Raw genomic sequence first — 4,053 nt, forward strand, 5'->3', positions numbered from 1 at the left:
CCCGTTGCAGTCAGCACATGATTCGGCTGGCTTTTGTATTTACCTACTTCTACGCGCTTGGTCGTAGGTTGACCATCTGGGGTAATCGCTTTTGTTATGTAGGATTCTTTTAGTAACAAAGTATGGAGTTCACGAATGAACTTCTCTGTCAAAAGGTAGTCGCCTTTCACAACGTCGAGTATCCATTCGATGGCTTCATTATGCCCCTCAATTTCCAAGTGGTCTTTTAACGGCTTGCCTTGCGCCGTAATACCGAAAAGGAGCAATGCTTTCGTTTCGCCATAAGTCAGCGTGTTGCCTTCCAAATGATTGGAGTGGTAGTTCCAATCCAATCGAAATTTTTGCATGATCCTCGCCTCCTGCTCTTGGGTGAGGGGACGAAGAGAGTCGAGTTCAGTTTTAAGAAATAAGGCTTTTGGGATCGATTCCATGTGGATTGGTAGGCCGTTTTTTTAAATAAAGCTACGAATAATCACCCGATACATTCACTTATTCAACTTCTCGATCTCCAATTCAAGAATACCCTATTCGTAAGCACTGAATTGATGCAGATTTGTCTTCCAATAAATTACAACGGCCTTTCTACAACATTTCGGGCGCATCCTCTATCCGTATGAATTGATTGCTTTGCTGAAAAGAATTAATTGGATTAACATTTGGAAACCTGTTTTTGTCGCCCTCGATAATCGTAATCAGTTTTTTTTCGTCCAAAACACCATTGTAGGTGGCGCATATTTTGCCCGCTGCCCGGAACCAGAATATCTTAAATTCTTCGCCGCTCATCAGCGCGTAAACTTTGACCGGAATTTCCCACAATTCCCCGTCCCCTGTTTTTTCCAGACGGGATATGTCGATGTCCAGGGCAACCCCATTGCCGACATTTTTCAGATACCACACTTTCTCATTGTGATCGACCCTGAAAATGACCAGGGGTCGATTTCTGGCTTGCTCATCGGCACCACGCTGCCTGTCCAGCACATAGGTAAGTGTGGCAAGAAATATCAAACTGGCCATGCTCACCCATACGTTCAGGTAATCGCTTAAGGCGGCCCAATGCTGCGGTTTTTGCGAAAGGCCATTTCCAGCAAATTGAAAGCAATAAATACCAATCGGGATCAGAATGAGTAGTAAGGCCAACGAGAAAGCAGCCCGGAAAATCATTCTAGTATTGACGTTATCTAACATGAACTGTCTGATGTGAAATAGAAAAACCCGCTCAGAATTATCCAAACGGGCTTTCGTTGCAGAGGAAGAGGGATTCGAACCCCCGGTGGGTTGCCCCACAACAGTTTTCAAGACTGCCGCATTCGACCACTCTGCCATTCCTCTTTGGGGTCAAACTAGGCTGCAAAATTACGCATCATTTCTAATCTGTCAATACTTTTGGCAGAAAAATTCTTCCAATGCCGCTTCTGTAAGCTTAAAGCCCTAGTTTTGTGGTAAGCCTAATCTTTAATAATACTCAATGACTTCTCCCGAAATAAACGACGGCAATTCCCTGCCCACCGTCGAAACCGCCCGCAAACTGGGTGTACTACCCGAAGAATTTGCCAAAATAGAAGAAATCCTGGGCCGCACGCCCAACTTCACCGAACTGAGCATTTTCTCCGTCATGTGGTCGGAACACTGCTCGTACAAAAACTCCATCGTCTGGCTCAAAACCCTGCCCCGTGACTCAGACCGGATGCTCGCCAAAGCCGGGGAAGAAAACGCCGGACTGGTCGACATCGGCGATGGACTGGCGTGCAGTTTCAAGATCGAGTCGCATAACCACCCCTCGGCATTGGAACCCTACCAGGGCGCGGCGACAGGCGTGGGCGGCATCAACCGCGATATTTTCACGATGGGTGCACGTCCCATTGCTCAGCTTAACTCCCTACGTTTCGGCAATCCCGACCTGGCTAAAACCAAATGGCTGGTGCGCGGCGTGGTGAAGGGCATCGGCGACTACGGCAACGCCTTCGGTATCCCGACCGTCGGCGGCGAGGTATTTTTTGATGAATGCTACAACACCAATCCGCTGGTAAACGCCTTCTCGGCGGGCATCGTGGAAGTAGGGAAAGTCGCCAAGGCTACGTCCTACGGCGTGGGCAATCCGGTGTATATCGTGGGCTCAGCTACGGGTAAGGACGGTATCCACGGCGCAACTTTTGCTTCCGAGGATATTTCGGATAAATCGAACGAGAAACTACCCGCCGTGCAGGTGGGTGATCCGTTCATGGAAAAACTACTGCTGGAAGCTACGTTGGAAATCATCGACACGGGCCATGTGATTGGTATTCAGGACATGGGCGCGGCGGGCATCATTTGCTCGACCTCCGAAATGAGCGCCAAGGGCGAACACGGCATGGTCATCAACCTCGACAAAGTACCCACCCGCCAAACCAATATGCACGGTTGGGAAATCCTGCTGTCGGAGTCGCAGGAGCGGATGCTGGTGGTAGTTCAAAAAGGCAAAGAGGATATTATTCAGGGTATTTTCGATAAGTGGGACTTGCACTGCGTGCAGATTGGCGAGGTAGTTTCCGCTGGCTCCGACGACGCCGGACGGCTGCACTTTTACCAACACGGCGAACTCATCGCCGACGTTCCTGCCTACGACCTGGTACTTGGCGGCGGCGCACCACAGTATCATCGTGAGACACGGGAACCCGCTTACTACCAAAGATTCAAGAAGTTTGACATCGATAAAGTACCCGATGTGTCGGGTGAGGAAATCGGCAAAGTAGCGCGACACCTGCTTTCCCACCCCAACATTGCCTCCAAACGCTGGATTTACGAGCAGTACGATTCGATGGTCGGTACGGCCAACCGCACGACCAACCGCCCTTCCGATGCGGCAGTGGTGCGCATCCGCGATGTGGCGCGTCCCGACTACAAAAAGGGCATCGCCATGACGGTGGACTGCAACAGCCGCTACGTCAATGCTGATCCCTTCATTGGCGCGCAAATAGCCGTGTCGGAAGCCGCGCGTAACCTCACCTGCACTGGGGCCGAGCCATTGGCCGTGACCAACAACCTGAATTTCGGTAATCCCTACGTGCCGGAGGTTTACTGGCAATTTGTCCAGGCCGTCAAAGGCATGGGCGCGGCCTGCGAGAAGTTCGCCACGCCCGTCACGGGCGGCAACGTGAGCTTCTACAACCAAAGCTCCGACGATGGTCCGGTGTTCCCCACGCCAACCATCGGCATGATCGGCCTGATGGAAAATCCCGCCCACCACATGACGCTCGATTTCAAAACCGCCGATGATTTGATCTACCTGGTCGGAGCGCCTAAGAACGATATTGCTTCCTCAGAATACCTGTACAGCTACCGCAAGGTGAAGGAATCCCCCGCTCCGGCCTTCGACATGGAGGAAGAGTACACGTTGCATCAGGCCATAAAAAAGCTCATCGAGAAGGGTATGGTGCAGTCTGTCCACGATATTTCGGACGGCGGCCTGTTCGTGGCCCTGGCCGAATCGGCGATGCCGCGCGGACTGGGCTTTCAAATCGCCACCGATAAGAATTTCCGTAAAGATGCTTACCTATTCGGCGAGGCGCAGGGCCGGGTGCTGGTTTCGGTAAAACCCGCCATGCAGGGGGAATTTCAAAAGTACCTGGGATCGGATTTGAAGATTGCTCATGCTTTGCTGGGAACTGTTACGGCGGAGGGTTTCGTGGTCGACAAGGAGGAAGTCTTAAGTACTTCGGAAGCGAAGGATTTGTACGATAATTCGCTGGGGAGGATTATGGCGTAGGTGGTTCTCACCTAACACTAAGAGGGTATTGTTGTTAAGTTAAAGCATTTGTTCCAGTTCCCGAATACTTAAATATGTACTATGACTTCGCTTACGGATCCAATATGGATCAAGAGCAGATGAAGAACCGTTGTCCTGAATCTAAACTAATCGGTAAAGGCTTTTTACCCAATAGACTTGTTGTATTGAATATGTTTTCTTATATTGGAAGTATATGAACATCTCAATAAAAGATTTGAAAACTGATCGACAATGGCGCTCAGCTACGGGGTACAATAAAAAATGTTTCACAAATTTACTGAATCTTTTTG

The 4,053-nt window shown here is 50.1% G+C and carries 2 protein-coding genes, 1 tRNA gene and 1 pseudogene; 1 reads left to right on the forward strand and 3 read right to left on the reverse strand.

The window, feature by feature from the left end; all coding sequences use genetic code 11:
• The 3 genes and pseudogenes from ACEW8P_RS13725 to ACEW8P_RS13735 form a co-directional block, all read right to left on the reverse strand.
• A pseudogene (locus tag ACEW8P_RS13725) lies at positions 1-431 on the reverse strand (hypothetical protein); the annotation flags it as partial.
• Positions 432-582: 151 nt separating this feature from the next.
• Positions 583-1,185 (reverse strand): hypothetical protein, encoded by a 603-nt coding sequence (locus tag ACEW8P_RS13730; protein WP_373513647.1) that lies wholly within the window; start codon positions 1,183-1,185, stop codon positions 583-585.
• Between the two features lie 59 nt (positions 1,186-1,244).
• Positions 1,245-1,329 (reverse strand) — tRNA-Ser (locus ACEW8P_RS13735).
• Positions 1,330-1,465: 136 nt separating this feature from the next.
• Here ACEW8P_RS13735 and purL point away from each other — a divergent pair.
• Positions 1,466-3,742 carry a phosphoribosylformylglycinamidine synthase subunit PurL gene (purL, locus tag ACEW8P_RS13740; protein WP_373513648.1) on the forward strand — a complete coding sequence of 759 codons (2,277 nt, stop codon included), beginning with the start codon at positions 1,466-1,468 and terminating at the stop codon, positions 3,740-3,742.
• Positions 3,743-4,053 lie beyond the last annotated feature (311 nt).

The organism is Persicitalea sp. (genome assembly GCF_041751555.1).
Taxonomy (GTDB): domain Bacteria; phylum Bacteroidota; class Bacteroidia; order Cytophagales; family Spirosomataceae; genus Persicitalea.